Source organism: Priestia sp. 10L35 (genome assembly GCF_056395685.1).
Genome location: NZ_JBFTKA010000008.1, coordinates 48,301 through 64,862 on the forward strand (window position 1 = coordinate 48,301; position 16,562 = coordinate 64,862).

Below are 16,562 nucleotides of genomic sequence, written 5' to 3' on the forward strand. Positions count from 1 at the left end.
TTACGTGTTCTTACTTTACTATACCCAAATTGGACAGCTAAAAACGCAAAAAAGAGCAGGTATATCCTGCTCTTTTTGTATTACTTACCGATAAATTGTTGAGTCCAGTACGTAGTATCACCTTTTACGTATCCAACACCAATTTCAGTGAAATCAGGGTTTAGAATGTTTTTGCGGTGACCGTCACTATTCATCCAAGCATTCATTACATCTTCAGGAGATTGCTGACCTTTTGCAATGTTTTCACCTGCAGTTGTATATTCAATGCCGAATTGTTTCATCATATCAAATGGTGAACCATATGTTGGTGAATTGTGGTCAAAGTACCCTTTGTCCATCATATCTTTTGATTTAGTGCGTGCAACGTCACTTAATTTTTTGTTAAGTGTTAGAGGTTTTAAACCTTGTTTTTCACGCTCTTGGTTCACTAAATCTACGACCTTTTGTTCGAATTGACTAGCATCTTTTGTTTGTTCTGCTTTATCAGTATTTTCTGATTGTTGAGCTTTTGTGTTTTGCTGTGTTTGCTCTGGAGCTTTTGCTTCTTCACTTTGCTCTGGTGCTTGTGCTTGTTCCTGTGGAGCTGCTTCAGCTTGCTCTGGTGCTTGTGTTTCTTGTTGTGGAGCTGCTGCTTGAGCAGATTGTCCTTGAGCGTTAAATTTCTTTAATAGCTCATCTACATTTATATTTTGTGCTGCTTGAGCATCTTTAATGTTAATTTGTTTTGGAGTGTTGCAATCAGGAGCTGCTGCATTTGCTTGTCCTGCTGTTAGTAATCCTAATGATACGGCACCTGCGACAGTGGCAATACGAAACCTTTTCTTCATGTTTGAAATCCTCCTATGTGATAATAAAGTTTTTTTGTAAAACCGCAACGCATCTAAGCTTGTAGCAAGCCAATCTCGTGATGCACCCTCATTGTTGCATGAAAACTATGAAACTCGCAACGTCTTTTAAGCTACCAAAATTATACTTTTATTTATGTAAAAAATATTTCGATTGTGTTACGTGGCTTCTATCTATTGATAGTAAAAGGTTTTCATATTCTTTTAGAAACCGCTTCATCCAATGCAGTAATATAACTGTAATTTCCTCGTCAAAATCGTTACATACAAAAAAGGCGACAGCAGAGTGGTAAACCACCCTTTTATCGCCTTTTACAGAAAGTTTTACTAATATTATTTACTTACTTTAAGACATTTACTGATTCACGTACGAATGCTTCCATATCGTCTGGTGTACGGCTTGTAACTAGTTGATTACCGCATACCACCACTTCTTTGTCATGGAAGTTTGCACCTGCATTTTTCAAATCAATAGCAATTGATTTGAAACCAGTTACGTCACGTCCTTTTAATGTTTCAGCATTGATTAGCAGCTGTGGTCCATGACAGATAGCCATAACCGGTTTGCCTTCATCCATAAATGATTTTGTGAAAGCTACGACTTGATCGTCTGCACGTAAGATATCTGGTGAGAAACCTCCCGGTAAAAACAATGCGTCAAAATCTTCTGGTTTTACATCCGCAATTGCTTTATCAATTGTTAATGTTGTTTCGCCTTGTTTACCTGTTACTTCACCTGTTTTAACATCGATTTTTGTTAGCGTATGGCCTTCTTCTTCAAAGGCTTTGGCTGGATCTGTATATTCCACATCTTCAAATAAATCTGTTACTAGTACTGCAATTTTCTTACTCATTCTAAGCAACTCCTTAATTGATTTGTGTACTAATGTTCTATAAATAAAATACCCGTACACTATTCTTTTAAACATAGTTTATGGATAAAAAACTTTTCTACAATAATCAAAAACCACATTGAAGATTTTTATAAAGAAGAAATTCAAAACAAATTAAATGTCTGGAACGTCGTCTCTTCTGGAACTGGATACACGTCTCTCCCTGCAATCACGTTCAGAATACGCTGATTGCGCTGAACGGATAAACCAAGATTTGTTGCGCCAGATCCATGTGAATGTTCAATATTGGTTAACGTAAAAAAGTGGTGGTTACGAGGTTGTTTAAAGACAAGCCGGTAATCTTTTGTGACTTTAAAACGCTTGTCATCTTCCCATTCGATATCATCTTTTATTCGTTCGATGAACGGCGAAATTTTTGGCTTATAGCCCGTGGACAATATCAAACGATCCGCTTCGTATTGAAAAGAGCGTTCAGTCTTTAATTGTTTGCACTCCAGCTCATATCCATTTCCTTTTTTATGAATATCACTTACTTCAGTCGAAGCTTGAATCGTAACGGGTACTTTTCCTTTAAGTGAACGATGATAAAGTAAATCATAGATTTTCGTTAAGGTAGAAGATTCAATTCCGTGACGTAAAGGATTTAAATCTTCTACCGTGCTTGTACGTTCCTCAAAAGGCAGCGAATGAAAGTAATCTACATAGTCTGGCGAAAATAACTCTTGAGCAAGCTTGGATTGATCAAGCTGAAAAAAATTAGAGGATCTTGTAAACCATGTAAGGTGGTAATGATGTTCAGTCTGTTCTTCTAGTAAATCAAGAAAAATCTCTGCAGCACTTTGCCCTGAACCAACGATCGTTACATGCTTTCCTTTTTGAATCTCTTCTTTTTTATGTAAATAGCCGCTGCTGTGTAAAATATGCTCATTAAGCTTTTCTTCAAAAGCCGGAGGTACAAGTGGAATGCTTCCTGTTCCCATTACAACGTGTTTAGCATTTACCGTTTGAATTCCATCAGGTGTTTCTACCTTTACTTCATAATACTCTTCTTCATTTTTCGGTATCACGTCCACAACTTTTGAAGAAAAGTGGCAGGAAGATAGCTGCTCCGCTACCCATTTTGCGTACTCGTTGTATTCTTGACGCGGAATGTCAAAACGATTAAAGAAAAAAAACGGATACAAGCGTTTTTGCTTGTGAATATAATTTAGAAAAGAATAGGGGCTTGTTGGATCCGCAAATGTAACTAAGTCTGCTAGAAACGGAATCTGCAAGTCCGTGCCGTCAATTAACATGCCCGGATGCCATTCAAATTTCTCTTCTTTATCAAAGAAGACGGCATCAATTTCATCAAGAGGCTCAGCAAGGGCCGCTAAGCCTAAATTAAAAGGTCCTATTCCTATTCCCACCATGTCATACTGCTTATTTGTCATCTTTAAACTCCCTTTCATAAAAAAAGCTAACAGTATTGTCTACTGTTAGCTTTTTACCCTTTTTCCATACATTTATGCGGAAGGAGTCATACTCATTTTCGGGCCAAACGATTCATACATGATATTTTCTTGGGAAATACCCATTTCAGCTAGGCCTTCTAACACCATTTGCGTAAATGAAGAAGATCCACAAACATAATAATATGCGTGTTTATCGCCGGCATATTTAGCTAGCTCTTTTTTAGTTAAGCGACCATACGTTATATGTTCATCATGCTGGTCTGTTTGCGCTTGACTATAGAAAACGTGTTGTTCAAACGTATATGTCTCTGACAACGATTGAAGGTCTTGTTTCATTGCATGAAACTGCTCATTTTTAGCACTGTGAATAAATGTTACTTCTTGATTGTTTTCCAGTGCTTGATGCAGCATTGACATCATTGGAGTAATTCCTACACCTCCGCTGATAAATACTGATTTATTATTTTCTTTTAAGACAAAATCTCCTGCTGGAACGCTGACTTCAAGCAAGTCTCCTTCTTTCAATTGGTCATGTAAATAAGTTGACACGACCCCGTCTTCCATTTGCTTTTCTTTTTTCACCGTAATTTTATAATATGGTTGACTTGGATAGCCTGATAAGCTGTACTGACGAATAGATAAATACTCTTGACCAGGAATTCGTACACTCACATACTGACCTGGCAGAAAAGCAGGCAACGCTTTTTGATCAGGTGATACTAAATAAAACGAGTACACGTCTTCTGCTTCTTTTACTTTTTTATGAACCATTAGTTTTTTATAATCTTTCCATCCTTTTTCTTCGGCTTCTTCATATAATTCTTGCTCCACACTTATGAACACGTCCGCAATGGCACCGTATGCTTCTTTCCAAGCTTCCATAATCTCATCGGTCGCAGCTTCTTTTAAAACATCTTTAATTGCTTTTAATAAGAACTCTCCGACAATTGGATAGTGCTCTGCTTTTACGCCGATACTGCGGTGTTTATGAGCGATTTGCTTTACAACTGGAAGCAGCGTTTCAAGCCGATCGATATACTGCGCAGCGGCATAAACTGTATTAGCTAACGCCATTTGCTGACGGCCTGTTTTTTGATTTGTTTGGTTGAATACATTTTTTAAAGAAGGATACTGTTCAAAAAGCATCTCATAAAAACGAGTGGTAATTGCTTGACCATGCTGTTCTAAAACAGGAACTGTACTTTTTACAATAGAAATAGTTGTTTGTTTCATAACTTTCGCCTCCGAAAGATTCATTTTTAAAAGATATATTTTTAATACATCTTTATGATACTCATATCCAACTTAAAAAGATATATTTTATATACATATTTAAAGAAATGTTCACAAATTCGCCTCGTCAAAAATGAGAGCATTCTTTCTGTATTTCTTAGATATAGACATGCTATTATAGATATATCAGCTGCTGATAAGAGAAGAGGTAAAAAGATGAGGCTCACACAATATACAGATTACTCACTGCGAGTTTTATTATATTTAGGCGTTCGCGATAATAATAAACTAAGCAATATAAAAGAAATTGCTGAAGCGTATAATATTTCAAAAAACCATCTTATGAAAATCATTCACGAGCTTGGAAAACTTGGCTTAATTGAAACGATTCGAGGACGAAACGGCGGTATTCGTTTAGCTCAGCTTCCAAAAGACATTAATATTGGAAAAGTGGTACGTCAAACAGAAGAAGATTTTCATATCGTGGAATGTTTTGACCGTGAAGGAAACTTCTGCATTATTAGCCCCGTCTGTAAGTTAAAAAGTGTTTTACATGAAGCCATGCAAGCCTTCATTAAGGTATTGGATCAATATACGCTAGAAGATCTAATTCAAAATAAAGATGAATTAAACCTCCTCCTTCTATCTCAAAAAAACGAGGAATGAGTAAACTAAAATTCATTTGAAATCATTCTCGTTTTTTTAACCTTTTTCCCTTTCATCATAAAATAAAAGATGTTACAATGAGGCACGTATTGGAAAGACAAGATGTCTCCATTCGAGCAGACAATGAACCTCATTCTGTTCATCCTAAAAAAATGACGAAAGGGTGTTTGAGTATGCACGTAGGAAGCAAAGGTTGGTATGTTGAGGAACTTAAGAAACGAGGAGTTCGCAACCACGAAGGCCGCAAAGTAGAAAAGTACAAAACATATGTACTTGCTAACTTGCTTGATAAACACAAAAATTAATTAACGTGTAATAAGAGAGTACAAATGCGTACTCTCTTTTTTGTTCATTTAATAAGGAGCGTCTTGATAAAAATAATTTGGTGATAATACTTTATTTTTATAAGGCTTATGAAAAATATGCGTGGTAGCTGGCGAAACCGGCGGAATCAGCCACGTCCAGTTCCCAGTCACTTCGCGGCCATTTTTTTGCTCTCTTTCTTCAAACAAGTGAAATTGCTGAGCAGCGGTGTGATGGTCTACAATGCTAACTCCTTCTCGTTTAAAAGAAGAAAGCACTGCAACATTTAATTCAACAAGAGCTTTATCCTTCCAAAGCGTCGCGTTGTAATCCATGTTCAATCCCATCATAGAAGCTATTTTTGGAAGTTGATTATAGCGATACGTATCCGCTAAATTTCGCGCCCCAATCTCAGTCCCCATGTACCATCCATTAAATGGTGCCGCGACGTAATCAATCCCTCCAATTTCTAGCTTCATATCTGAAATCATCGGGACAGCGTACCATTTTAACTGTAAGTCTTCAAATTCAGGAAGTTCTGGATGCGTAATAGCTACTTCTTTCACTAAATGTTTTGGAATCTCAAAACATCGAGGTGACTCTTCATTAACTTGCAGTACAAGAGGAAGAACATCAAAGTGAGTTCTCTCACCTTCCCATCCTAAATTTTGGCAAACCTCCGTAAACGCAATAGAATCAGGATCTCCTACCATACCATATTCCGTCTCATATCCCGCATAGCGGATTAGCTGATGATTCCATATTCTAACCGGCTCTTTTGCTTTCATTTTCGGTTTAAACACCGTAATAGTAGGCCGGATTTTCCCGTCATTTGTTGCATATTCAATATGGTGAAAAAGGGCGTCTCTTACCTCTTCAACTGTGTTCGCATCTCGCTTATCAAATACATTGAGCGATTGCCAAAATAATCGTCCAATACATTTATTGCTGTTTCTCCAAGCCATACGAGCTCCGTGCTCTAACTCTTCAAATGTATGATCATAATGTCCGAGTGACATAATTTGCTGATGGATTTCTTTTAACCGCTTGTTTTTATCCGCTTCGCTTTTTTCAAGTTCAGCGTAACACGTCTCTATAAATACACGTGCTTGTTCAAATAATTCTTCTTGCTTCAACGTTTGTTCCCCCCTAGAAGAACAGATTTCATTCTTTTCGTTCAAGAAAAGCAAGTTTCAGTATACCATTCTCATAGCGGAAACGCGCATCATAATGCTTTAATAGCCTCTTTCAATATTAACCAAGTTAGAAGGCAATTCGCCTTGCTCAACTTTTTGCAGCGTTTCAACAAAGCACTCAACAGCTTCTTCAGCCGTAGTCACCGCTGAAATATGAGGTGTTATGATGATGTTTGAATGATCCCACCAAGAAGATTCTTTCGTTAACGGCTCATGCTCAAACACGTCTATGTATGCTTTTCGAATACGTTTTTGCTCAATAGCCTCTACTAACGCATTTTCATCTACAGTTGCTCCTCGTCCAACATTTATAAAGTATGCATTTTCAACTACATTCATCCATTTGGGATCAAAGTAGCTTTTTGTTTCATGTGTTAGCGGCATTGTACTAATAATCCATTCGGCTTCTTTTAGCAATTCTTTTTCCTTCGAAATCGAGACCACTTGATCAAATGATGGCTTTTCATTTCCACTTTTAGATACACCTATTACTCGTACACCAAAAGATTTTAAAACGGCTGCAAGACGCCCGCCGATTTCACCTGTTCCGTAAATTATGACCGTTTGAGTAGAAAGCTGCTTAGGCTCTACCACTTTCCACTGCTTTTGTTTTTGCTGTTGCTGAAACTGTGCGTGGTGCTGAAGTTCAGCTAGCATATAGCTAAGACAATATTCACTGATTCGCTGACCGAATGAACAAACCGTACGTGTTAACATCACACTCTTTTTCCAATTACCGCTTTCTAAGAACCGATCGACTCCTGCGCCGAGAGAATGAACCCATTTAAGGCTATGATCTTCAAAGCAATTCGTTGGACCGAAGGATAAAAGCGCGTCAGCCCAGTTTAAATCTTCAATTGTAACGTCTTGCTCTTCCATAAATCGAAACGTCTGAGACAGCTGCTTTTGTTTGATTATCTCCTCCAGCTCTTTATGCATTCTTCCTGCCACTAGTATCGTATGAATGTTCATTTCTTTTCCCCCTGCCTTTTTATTCTTTTGTATACTCTATTTGAATGATTCGATATAACCGTCCCTTCGTCATGAAGGATTTTCTACATTGATATATATAGTATGAATGAAGTGAAAGGAAGACGCGAGTGAATTTTATATGACTTTCAAGGCTGGAAAACTCATATGGATTTATGTATATAAGTTCGCTATAATCGTTATGAATCAATTTGTTTATAACGAAACGTACGATAGATATTTTAAAAGAAAAGGTGTGTCAGCATGAGTGTATTAAACGTAAAAAATCTAAGCCATGGTTTTGGTGACCGTGCGATTTTTAACGATGTATCATTTCGATTGTTAAAAGGTGAACACGTCGGCTTAATTGGAGCAAACGGCGAAGGTAAATCAACATTTATGAACATCATTACAGGCAAGCTAGAACCGGATGCTGGAAAAGTAGAATGGTCTAAAAAAGTGCGCGTTGGCTATTTAGATCAGCACACAGCATTAGAGCGCGGCCTTTCTATTCGTGATGTACTAAAAAGTGCTTTTCAATACTTATTTGATTTAGAAGCTCAAATGAATGGCCTCTACGAGAAAATGGCGGAGGTATCACCAGAAGAACTCGAAAAACTATTAGAAGAAGTCGGTACGCTTCAAGACCTCTTAACAAACAATGACTTTTATGTTATCGATGCGAAAGTCGAAGAAATTGCACGCGGATTAGGATTAGAAGATATCGGCTTAGATCGCGATGTACAGGATTTAAGCGGCGGACAGCGTACAAAAGTATTATTAGCCAAACTGCTGCTTGAAAAACCAGAAATTCTTTTACTGGATGAGCCTACAAACTACTTGGATGAACAGCATATTGAGTGGCTGCGACGCTACTTGCAAGAATATGAAAATGCCTTTATTTTAATTTCTCACGATCTTCCATTTTTAAATAGCGTGATCAATTTAATTTATCATATGGAAAACCAAGAGTTAAATCGCTATGTAGGAGACTACGACGATTTTATGAAAGTATATGAGATGAAAAAACAGCAGCTTGAAGCAGCTTATAAAAAACAACAGCAAGAAATGGCAGATTTAAAAGATTTCGTAGCGAGAAACAAAGCCCGTGTGTCGACACGAAATATGGCCATGTCCCGTCAAAAAAAGCTCGATAAAATGGAGGTAATTGAACTAGCTCAGGAGCGTCCAAAACCAGAGTTTAACTTTAAGGGTGCTCGTACTTCAAGCAAATTAATTTTTGAAACATCTGATTTAGTCATTGGATACGAAGAGCCGCTTTCTAAGCCACTGAATTTAAAAATGGAGCGAGGTCAAAAGATTGCCCTTGTAGGAGCAAATGGAATCGGGAAAACAACTCTTTTAAAAAGTATTTTAGGAGAAATCAAACCGATTTCAGGCTCTGTAGAAAAAGGAGATTACCAGCATATTGGCTATTTTGAACAAGAAATCAAAACGGCTAATTACAATACGTGTATTGAAGAAGTATGGAATGAGTTTCCTCACTTTACCCAATACGAGATTCGTGCAGCTTTAGCTAAATGCGGCTTAACAACAAAACATATTGAAAGTAAAGTAGAAGTTCTAAGCGGTGGAGAAAAAGCAAAAGTTCGTCTATGTAAGCTAATTAACAATGAAACCAACATTCTTGTACTGGATGAGCCTACAAACCACTTAGATGTAGATGCGAAAGATGAATTAAAACGAGCTTTAAAAGAATACAAAGGAAGTATCTTAATTATTTGCCACGAACCTGAATTTTATCAAGATGTTGTCACAGACGTGTGGAACTGCGAATCTTGGACGACTAAATTATTTTAAAAAACGGGTTAAAAGAGGCATATCTTTTAGAAAAAGTGGGAATGATAAGATTAAGTTCCCCCCCTTTGTGTGAGTAGCCATTTTTTAAATGGTTACTTTTTTTATGTATAGTCCTTTAAGAAAATGGCTATATTGTATCTATACTCCCTAAACCCAAAAGGGCCGCTGCAGTGATGCAGCGGTCTTTTCGTTGTCATGGCTTCATCTGAAGCCAGCTATCAAAATAATGAACAGCTATACTGCTTGGAGGATTTTCAGCTTGACACTTTGTAAGCAACATACCCAGCTCTTGCATCATCTTTTCTTCTCCTTTAGCAGAAAAAGAAATGTATTCTCCTTCATCTGAAGCCATCGTTTCTACCCCTATTTCAATCGGAGTGGATAGTACACATCCCCACTTGCGTTCATTTTCTGTTATTTCAGCAATACCGTTTTCTTTATCTGCGTGGTTCCGGTACGCCATAATTGTGACTTCATCAGCGTACTGAATAATCCACCGCCCCAGCGAACCGGAACCATTGCTATTTTTGAATGGAACTTCGTCAAACCAAAACGGGATATCTACAGCAAGCGGCAAGTGTAACTCATGAGACTGTACAGCGGCTTGAGAAATAACATATTGATACTGCAGAATACTTTTCGCTCGATTATTTTCCCAACTTTTATACAAATAAGGCTCTACATCCAAATGAACCCCTGAAAATTGCTGTGGCTCGTCTGCTTGTGCTTGGTAAGCTGTTATCCAATTAAAAAATGCTTCCTGCTCTTCTATACCAGAAGGCCCTATCCAATAAGGAGCGCCGTCAAGTGCGTAAACACTTATGCCCTGGGCTTGTGCTTGTTGGATAAAATGCCGATATACGGAAGGTGAAAGATGAGTATCAATTTGTAAATAAACGTTTGTCACCTTTTTTTCTTGAAGCTTTTCGAGGATAGCTTCTTGATTCAGCATCCATTTCTTTGTATCCCACACCCACGTCGACAGCGGTATATTTATCTCTGCATTCACCTTTGATCCACATCCTATTCCTTTCCCCATATTAAACAGCCATACAACCACCAGAAAAATAAGAACGCACTTGCTTTTCACACTCTTTTTCCTCCTTTATACGAGCCAGAACTCATATAAAGAGAGTCTGACAGCTTGGCACAACTTTATGGTGAATTTCCCCCTTAAATCTATAGCTTTTAGCAAACTCCTCCTTATCAATTTTTTGCAGCTGAATCTCTATATGTTCTATCGGTTGCTTGATTTATTTCTCTATATCTTTCTTATTAAATAAATATGCCTGTTTTGGATGGTTTGGCTGATTTGGATATTTCAACTGTAATTGTCCTTTTCGTAATAGCTTTGTTAAATAATTATTACGTACTCCATCCGGCGTTCTTTCTAGTAAATAAGCAAACTCTTTAAGCATGAGCGGTTTTTCTTTACATAACTCAAGAATAATATGTTCCATCTGATTCGGCGAAAGCCGTTTTTTTTCACGAGCCAACGCTGCAATATCCCATAGCTTCGTATCAATATTCTCTACATTTACCAAATTAGAAGAATCTTCTTCTTGATCATTATTATAGGAGTTATAGTTATTATTATAGGAGTTAACATCGTTATTATATAAGTTACTCTCGTTATTATAGTAGTTATCTTCCTTATTAAAGGAGTTAACATCGTTATTGTATGACTTAAATTCCTCTATTAATCCTTTATTATAGGAGTACTTATTTTTATTATAGGAGTCGATTTCGACATTGTTTTCAGGTGTATTTTGATATTTTTCGACATCCTTAAAATTATTTCCCGAATCGGTTATGGACGTATTGTAAGTGTCTTTTTCAGAAGAACTTACCTGTCTTTCTTGAGTGGACAAAGATAACGTGACCACTGTACGATGCATAGAAACATCTTGATCAATAGCTGGCGTTTTATAATGATGCAGGCTCCAATTTTGCTTTACTTTTTTCAAACCAGAGCCCGAACGTTCACATAGCCCTAGTAAACTGAATAGCTTAACGATATTTGGGTTTCGAAGCTGACTAACGATATTGCTAAAAACTGAATCTGTAGGTACTAACAAAAGGCCTGGATTAGAAAAAACGTAATGAGAAGGTTGCTTTTCTAAAATAACGCCGCCCTCGCCATTATAATCTGCATGAATAAGCATATTAATCAAAACTTCTGTTAAAGAGGAAGCGATTGACGGCTGAGGTTCGCTATTACGAACAATTTCATGAATATGAAAATAAAAATCAAAAATATTTCCTGACCACGTCCCGTCTTGAGAGGTAAAGCGCTCTGTCCATTCTTCGTTCCCTTTACTTTCCCGGTATTCTAAAAAGTATTGTGGTAAAACTTCTGTGATAATCCGTTCTTCACTGAATAAAAGCAGGCCTGCGAGTGTGACTCCTTCTTTATGGGTATCTCTAACCTTTCCCCAAGCTCCTACTTTGTATAAAAACTCCTTTGTTTCAAGCGCATTCCAAGGATGAGCTGGTTTTACTTCAGCAAACCGATCCCGATAGCTTTTGATCGTATCAAAATTTAATTCGTTTAATCCATAGTGCTCTAGGATGAGATTATCTTGTAACATATTCAACTCTCCTATTATCTTTGTATATTTATTTAACAGCGCGAATATGCTGTTTCTTACCTCTTGTTACTAACGTACTAACTTTATTTATCTAGATGCCATCAGCACCCCAAAGTCCAGTCCGTAGATTGTACTTCTGTTGTGCAATTTCTTCTAAAACGATATATACATCTTATCTATTCTATCATTTTTTCTTTATTCTCTCCTTCATTTTTCAATCTTCAAAACAGTCGAGTTTATTGTGTAAAAGCTGTGGATATTCACCTTTATCCACAGCTTTTACACAGACTACAAACCCTTTTCTAGCTGTTTCAATATAAATTTGTTATAATACCCTTCATAACAACGGATTAAGTGAGGGATTACGTATGGAAAAAGCTACATTTGCAGGTGGATGTTTCTGGTGTATGGTTACACCTTTTGAAGAGCTAGAAGGTATTCACGGCATTGTATCAGGATATATGGGGGGAACTGTGGATAACCCTACTTATGTGCAAGTAAAATCTGGAACAAGCGGTTACTACGAAGTGGTTCAAATCACATTTGACCCCGAAGTGTTTCCGTATAAACGTTTATTAGATCTTTATTGGCCGCAAATTGATCCAACAGATGACGGAGGTCAATTTCAAGATCGCGGCTCGCAATATCGAACAGCAATTTTTTACCATAACGACAACCAAAAACAAGCAGCTGAAGAGACGAAGCTAGAGGTCGCAGAAAGCGGACGTTTTAAAAAACCCATCGTAACAAGCATTCTTCCTGCCTCTACGTTTTATGAAGCCGAAGAGTATCACCAAGATTTTCACAAGAAAAATCCAAAGCATTATAAAGAAGACCGCGCTAAGTCTGGTCGAGATGAATTTATTCAAACGAACTGGAAATAATTCTTGTGTTCAAAACAAAGCCGCATAGCAAACGCTATGCGGTTTTGTTTTACCAATTATCTGTATAAGTCGTTGTTGTTGACGGCACGCTCCAATATTGCTGCGAAGGCTGCCATGCTTTTAACGATCCATCAGCTCTCTTCACAATTGCTTTAAATTGAACATTTTGACTCGTAGGAAAATAGACGGTGCCTCTCCAATCAGCTGTAGATGAATTATATGTTAATTTAATTGGATAAATGGACGTACCCCACTGACCTAGCTCAGCTCTGTCTCCAACAATATAAACCGTTTCTCCTAATGCAGTTGGCGCATTTTTTACTACAACCGTTTGCGCAAGTGGTGTAACGCCCAACGTATTTTTAAATTGCCCCATCAGCGTATCATTGTTAATAACATCGTAGAAACGAAGCAAAGTAAATCCTGCAAAATTATAGTTAAAGGCCATTTCAGCTGCTTTTTTATATTGATCTTCACTGCCTATAGTTAAAGCATTTTCCCCGTTTAAAACAACTCCTTTTGCATTCGCAATACCCGCTACCTGGCGTACGAGCGTCTTTGGCATAGAATATTCCGGATAACTCCCGCTGTCCGTCATTTCTAAGCATGTAAAGGTGATATCTAATTTAGCTGTTTTAAATGCATCCAAAAGCGCATTGTAATCATTGTATCCAGCTGGTTTTTCTGCAGCATGAGGAATAGTCGGATTATTGTACTGCCAGTGGATTCCCGCCACTTTTGCACCGATTGGTACGTTAAAGGTGGAAGCAAAAGCCTGATGAGCTAACTGCCCAATACGTTTTGTGTGATCTTCCAAAGCTCCTTGATACCATGCTAAGAAATCTTTTCCATAAGCTGTTGAATAACCATCTTTTAAGAACTGATAGCCATCTGATGGCGGTAAAATTTGCGATGCAGACGTTAAATTGGTTCCCCACGCTTGATTAACGCCGGCGAGTGAACCGTATTTAGTCAAAGCATATGATTGAAACTTGCTTTTGGCGAAGTTCGTATACACTTGAAATTTCCCTCTAGATGGATAGCCGGTTCCGTCTGCTGCTGTATAGGACGGATAACGAATTTCACCTGCAGGGCCTCCTGATAAATAGATTTTAGCAATCACGTCTTTATAAGGTGCTAACGCTTGCGCAAATGCCGTGTAGAGCTCACCGTATTGCTTAGAAATAACGTCTGTTGCAAGCGGGCTTAGCGTTTCTTTATTTATCGTTCCCGTTTCAGATTTAAAGTAAAGGCTGTCATCACTTTTTAAGTTCCATACCCAAGATGGAAGCGGAACGTTACAATCATCTCCTACATTGCCTCCGCACTGATGAGTAGAAATAATAGGAACGATCTTTATACCTGCATTACGAGCAGCTTGAGCAAAGCGCTGCGCATAGGAAAAATCGAACTGCTGATCGCCGTTTTTCTCCATATCTCCCCACCAGAAGTCTACTGTCACTGCATAAAATCCATTTTGTTTCGCTTTGCGTAGATCGTTCTCAAATGCTTCCCATGTTGTATAGTCTGTTACCTTTTTTAAAGGCGCCATTAAATAGGTTTTGTAACCTGAATTCATTGATTTTCCATCTACGGCAGCCGCTCCGTTAATTGGATTCAAAATGAAAGCGTTAACAAAAATGAACATCAAAACGAAAGCCAATCCTTTTTTACATAGCTGTTTCATATCTTCCCTCCATTTTTTCAAAATCACCTATAGGTATTCGGCGGATTTTGGTTTTTTCCTTTTTCTTTTATAAAAAAAAGACGCCCTGCAAGGACGCCTTCTTCATTAGTTCCAAATCTCATTCACCCATTCAGGATGGTCAATAAACGGATTGCGGTTATGCTGATAGTCTGAATAAATAATGTCATTTCTACGTCGTTCTCGATCATCTACTGGGTCTTTGGCGTTCCATTGAAGAAGCACAGATAATTTCCCGTGATAAGGAGCAGTGCCATTATTCACTGTGTTATTAAGTTCTAAGTCAGGCTCATCACTTACATCGCCTTCATAGCGCACGGCCATATAAAACAACATACGAGCCACGTCGCCTTTTACTTCATCTCGAGGTTCCCATGAATCACTGTCAAAATAATTTCCGAGTGCTTCGCTATGTTCCGTCCCTCCGTTATCAAAATCTAAGTTTCCTCTCGTACTGTTTACAGACACATCGGTTGGACGTAAGTGATGAAGATCTGTTCCAGGTCCCATAGCTGTTCCAAAATCCCCGTGAGACTTTGCCCAAACGTGCTCACGATTCCAATCGTCCACTCCGCCTCCATTTGTACTCTTAGCCTGTGAACGCCCCGTGTAGAGCAAAATAACGTTATTTGCGTTAGCTGGATCTTCATCCGTTTTCTTTAAAGCTTCCCATACGGCTGAATACGACAGTTCTGTGTGATGATCAATAATGTTATGAAGCTCTGTCTTTAAGCTGTTTCCTGTTTTTCCAGCTGCGGTACGATAATAGTCTTCTACTGGAACGGTTGGCTCTGTGGGATCTGGAGTCGGATCAGTTCCTCCTGTTTCTTTACTGATAGAAGTAACTGATTTTATTCCTGGGTGTGAAAAATAAGGAGTGAGTGTGCCCGTAACAGTAAGACTTTTCCCTTTTAACTCCGAGTGACTTTGAAGTCCAAATGTACTTCGCAAATTTGAAGGAATTTGAACGTACACCATCTTGTCTGTATTGGTTTCATTTGAACTGTCAGCAAGAGCAAATGCATAATCGTTTGGGTAATTGCTCGTAATAACTGTAGATGTGCCTGTAGGTTGACCTACTACATATCCTTTAACCGTTTGTACACTGTTGTTTTGATTCTCAAGAGCTTGTGCAACAGATAAAAATGCGGCTGCTTGACTAACAGGAGTTAAGCTCACTAAAAGAGCAAAAACAAGCAGGGACATTGCCCATGTTTTTTTACACAGAGCGTATAATTTCACTTTTTTATTCCTCCTTATGATAAGTTTGAAAACTAGTTTTCTTCCACCTCTTTATATTATTTTTTCACTGTGAATTCCCTGCCTCTTTTTTGTTAAGTTTTATAGTGAAAAAGCTGTATTCTTCTTTACAGTGACGGCCACTTTATGCGAAGGGTTATATTTTTAAAAGTCTACATTGGAAAAAGCATTATGTGTCTTTCTTTATATATGGTATAATCAACCGAATCGTAAAAGAGCTTATACCATTTCAGAAAATGAAATGATTTAAATAGAAATGAGGATTGTCTATGCTTAGTTTTGACGAAAAATTAGCTATTATTTCATCGTTTCCAGAGCTGCATCGAAAAGATGTATCTTTAGGACGCGTGAATTTTCATTATGAAGAAAGCGTGTACGATAAAACGGTTGTTGTGCATCATCTGCATCCTAACGGAAATGGATTTGTATATGCAGGGTTTTTAAAAGGATATGAAACAAATGACAAAGGTCTTGTGAATATCCGTGATTATACTGAAGAAGAGCTTCGCTCAATTATTGAAGCTTCTATTGAATCTTTGTCTACCCTTCCTGATACAGCTAGAGAAGAAGCTATTGTAGGGAATGGAAATGAACAGCGCTGGAACGGCCCAGACAATGCAACGCTTTTACTTGTTCATGAAGATGACCTGTGGAATATTTATTCTGGCTTGAATTTAGAGGCAGCATTTCTATCTTACGAAGAAGCAGAAGATTATTTGTTTGAAGAAGGCTTCCGCCGCCTATAAGCTTGCGTCTATACGAAAAAACCTCGCTGTTGATT

Annotated in this window: 15 protein-coding genes; 5 read left to right on the forward strand and 10 right to left on the reverse strand. The window is 38.0% G+C overall.

The features are described 5' to 3' along the window. Positions 1-80: 80 nt before the first annotated feature. The 4 genes from AC1DEF_RS23575 to hmpA all read right to left on the reverse strand — a co-directional run bounded on the left by AC1DEF_RS23575 (position 81) and on the right by hmpA (position 4,386). Positions 81-827 carry a CAP domain-containing protein gene (locus AC1DEF_RS23575; RefSeq protein WP_013055125.1) on the reverse strand — a complete coding sequence of 249 codons (747 nt, stop codon included), beginning with the start codon at positions 825-827 and terminating at the stop codon, positions 81-83. Between the two features lie 359 nt (positions 828-1,186). Then, the gene (locus AC1DEF_RS23580) at positions 1,187-1,699 is read right to left on the reverse strand and encodes a type 1 glutamine amidotransferase domain-containing protein (RefSeq protein WP_013081517.1); all 513 of its coding nucleotides are present in this window, start codon (positions 1,697-1,699) and stop codon (positions 1,187-1,189) included. A gap of 143 nt (positions 1,700-1,842) precedes the next feature. Then, positions 1,843-3,132 carry a lysine N(6)-hydroxylase/L-ornithine N(5)-oxygenase family protein gene (locus tag AC1DEF_RS23585; protein ID WP_097824769.1) on the reverse strand — a complete coding sequence of 430 codons (1,290 nt, stop codon included), beginning with the start codon at positions 3,130-3,132 and terminating at the stop codon, positions 1,843-1,845. 72 nt (positions 3,133-3,204) lie between these two features. Continuing rightward, entirely contained in the window at positions 3,205-4,386 is a 1,182-nt protein-coding gene (gene hmpA, locus AC1DEF_RS23590; protein WP_097824768.1) for an NO-inducible flavohemoprotein, read from the reverse strand. A 216-nt stretch (positions 4,387-4,602) separates the two neighbouring features. Between hmpA and AC1DEF_RS23595 the strand changes: the two genes are divergently transcribed. Then, positions 4,603-5,052: an Rrf2 family transcriptional regulator gene (locus AC1DEF_RS23595; RefSeq protein ID WP_028410145.1), complete on the forward strand. Its 450-nt coding sequence runs from the start codon at positions 4,603-4,605 to the stop codon at positions 5,050-5,052. A gap of 173 nt (positions 5,053-5,225) precedes the next feature. Beyond that, complete coding sequence (locus AC1DEF_RS23600) at positions 5,226-5,357, forward strand: YflJ family protein (RefSeq protein ID WP_016762840.1); 132 nt, start codon at positions 5,226-5,228, stop codon at positions 5,355-5,357. Between the two features lie 48 nt (positions 5,358-5,405). Here the strand turns inward: AC1DEF_RS23600 and AC1DEF_RS23605 are convergent, their stop codons facing one another. Together AC1DEF_RS23605 and AC1DEF_RS23610 are read right to left on the reverse strand one after the other, a co-directional pair. Continuing rightward, on the reverse strand, positions 5,406-6,491 hold the full coding sequence (locus AC1DEF_RS23605; protein WP_043975699.1) for a nitric oxide synthase oxygenase: 1,086 nt from the start codon (positions 6,489-6,491) through the stop codon (positions 5,406-5,408). A gap of 99 nt (positions 6,492-6,590) precedes the next feature. Beyond that, positions 6,591-7,523, reverse strand: coding sequence for a D-2-hydroxyacid dehydrogenase (locus tag AC1DEF_RS23610; protein WP_097824767.1), 933 nt, complete (start codon positions 7,521-7,523; stop codon positions 6,591-6,593). A 261-nt stretch (positions 7,524-7,784) separates the two neighbouring features. Between AC1DEF_RS23610 and AC1DEF_RS23615 the strand changes: the two genes are divergently transcribed. Further along, entirely contained in the window at positions 7,785-9,341 is a 1,557-nt protein-coding gene (locus AC1DEF_RS23615) for an ABC-F family ATP-binding cassette domain-containing protein (protein WP_013055117.1), read from the forward strand. Positions 9,342-9,534: 193 nt separating this feature from the next. On the opposite strand, the gene AC1DEF_RS23620 is transcribed toward AC1DEF_RS23615, so the two are convergent. Then, positions 9,535-10,431 (reverse strand): amidase, encoded by an 897-nt coding sequence (locus AC1DEF_RS23620; RefSeq protein ID WP_097824766.1) that lies wholly within the window; start codon positions 10,429-10,431, stop codon positions 9,535-9,537. 163 nt (positions 10,432-10,594) lie between these two features. Continuing rightward, on the reverse strand, positions 10,595-11,932 hold the full coding sequence (locus AC1DEF_RS23625; RefSeq protein ID WP_097824765.1) for an ATP-binding protein: 1,338 nt from the start codon (positions 11,930-11,932) through the stop codon (positions 10,595-10,597). A gap of 368 nt (positions 11,933-12,300) precedes the next feature. Here AC1DEF_RS23625 and msrA point away from each other — a divergent pair, with 368 nt between their 5' ends. After that, positions 12,301-12,816, forward strand: a complete 516-nt coding sequence (gene msrA, locus AC1DEF_RS23630) for a peptide-methionine (S)-S-oxide reductase MsrA (RefSeq protein ID WP_097824764.1) — start codon at positions 12,301-12,303, stop codon at positions 12,814-12,816. A gap of 49 nt (positions 12,817-12,865) precedes the next feature. Here msrA and AC1DEF_RS23635 read toward each other — a convergent pair whose 3' ends face one another. Together AC1DEF_RS23635 and AC1DEF_RS23640 are read right to left on the reverse strand one after the other, a co-directional pair. Continuing rightward, on the reverse strand, positions 12,866-14,503 hold the full coding sequence (locus tag AC1DEF_RS23635; RefSeq protein WP_097824763.1) for a family 14 glycosylhydrolase: 1,638 nt from the start codon (positions 14,501-14,503) through the stop codon (positions 12,866-12,868). Between the two features lie 105 nt (positions 14,504-14,608). After that, positions 14,609-15,763, reverse strand: coding sequence for an endonuclease (locus AC1DEF_RS23640; protein WP_097824762.1), 1,155 nt, complete (start codon positions 15,761-15,763; stop codon positions 14,609-14,611). Between the two features lie 287 nt (positions 15,764-16,050). Here AC1DEF_RS23640 and AC1DEF_RS23645 point away from each other — a divergent pair, with 287 nt between their 5' ends. Further along, entirely contained in the window at positions 16,051-16,527 is a 477-nt protein-coding gene (locus tag AC1DEF_RS23645) for a hypothetical protein (protein WP_097824761.1), read from the forward strand. Positions 16,528-16,562 lie beyond the last annotated feature (35 nt).

What these genes read in the sequence shown, in the direction of transcription:
- AC1DEF_RS23575 (WP_013055125.1), bottom strand. Translation starts at nt 827, where the DNA reads ATGAAGAAAAGGTTTCGTATTGCCACTGTCGCAGGTGCCGTATCATTA.
- AC1DEF_RS23580 (WP_013081517.1), bottom strand. Translation starts at nt 1,699, where the DNA reads ATGAGTAAGAAAATTGCAGTACTAGTAACAGATTTATTTGAAGATGTG.
- AC1DEF_RS23585 (WP_097824769.1), bottom strand. Translation starts at nt 3,132, where the DNA reads ATGACAAATAAGCAGTATGACATGGTGGGAATAGGAATAGGACCTTTT.
- hmpA (WP_097824768.1), bottom strand. Translation starts at nt 4,386, where the DNA reads ATGAAACAAACAACTATTTCTATTGTAAAAAGTACAGTTCCTGTTTTA.
- AC1DEF_RS23595 (WP_028410145.1), top strand. Translation starts at nt 4,603, where the DNA reads ATGAGGCTCACACAATATACAGATTACTCACTGCGAGTTTTATTATAT.
- AC1DEF_RS23600 (WP_016762840.1), top strand. Translation starts at nt 5,226, where the DNA reads ATGCACGTAGGAAGCAAAGGTTGGTATGTTGAGGAACTTAAGAAACGA.
- AC1DEF_RS23610 (WP_097824767.1), bottom strand. Translation starts at nt 7,523, where the DNA reads ATGAACATTCATACGATACTAGTGGCAGGAAGAATGCATAAAGAGCTG.
- AC1DEF_RS23615 (WP_013055117.1), top strand. Translation starts at nt 7,785, where the DNA reads ATGAGTGTATTAAACGTAAAAAATCTAAGCCATGGTTTTGGTGACCGT.
- AC1DEF_RS23625 (WP_097824765.1), bottom strand. Translation starts at nt 11,932, where the DNA reads ATGTTACAAGATAATCTCATCCTAGAGCACTATGGATTAAACGAATTA.
- msrA (WP_097824764.1), top strand. Translation starts at nt 12,301, where the DNA reads ATGGAAAAAGCTACATTTGCAGGTGGATGTTTCTGGTGTATGGTTACA.
- AC1DEF_RS23635 (WP_097824763.1), bottom strand. Translation starts at nt 14,503, where the DNA reads ATGAAACAGCTATGTAAAAAAGGATTGGCTTTCGTTTTGATGTTCATT.
- AC1DEF_RS23645 (WP_097824761.1), top strand. Translation starts at nt 16,051, where the DNA reads ATGCTTAGTTTTGACGAAAAATTAGCTATTATTTCATCGTTTCCAGAG.